The 233-nt window shown below is 72.5% G+C and carries 1 pseudogene; it reads left to right on the top strand.

What is annotated here, in order from left to right:
• Positions 1–233 (top strand): annotated as a pseudogene (locus tag SM753_RS21185) (2-succinyl-5-enolpyruvyl-6-hydroxy-3-cyclohexene-1-carboxylate synthase); the annotation flags it as partial.

The raw sequence follows: 233 nt of genomic DNA, 5'->3' as shown, positions 1-233 counted from the left end.
GATCAACAACGACGGCGGCGGGATCTTCCACGCGCTCCCGATCGAGTCGTTCGAGCCGGAGTTCACGGAGTCGTTCAAGACGCCGCACGGCCTCGCGTTCGAGCCGCTCGCCGACCTCCACGGGCTCGAATACGCGCGGATAGACGCGCGACCGGACGCCGCCGAGTCCGCCGCGGACGCCCTCGGCGACCTCGCCGACGCGTACGCCCGGGCTCGCGACGCGGACGGCTCGC

It is taken from the genome of Halostella sp. PRR32 (assembly GCF_034808085.1).
GTDB classification, from domain to species: Archaea; Halobacteriota; Halobacteria; order Halobacteriales; family Natronoarchaeaceae; genus Halostella; species Halostella pelagica.
This window is presented reverse-complemented; position numbering and strand designations above follow the sequence as displayed.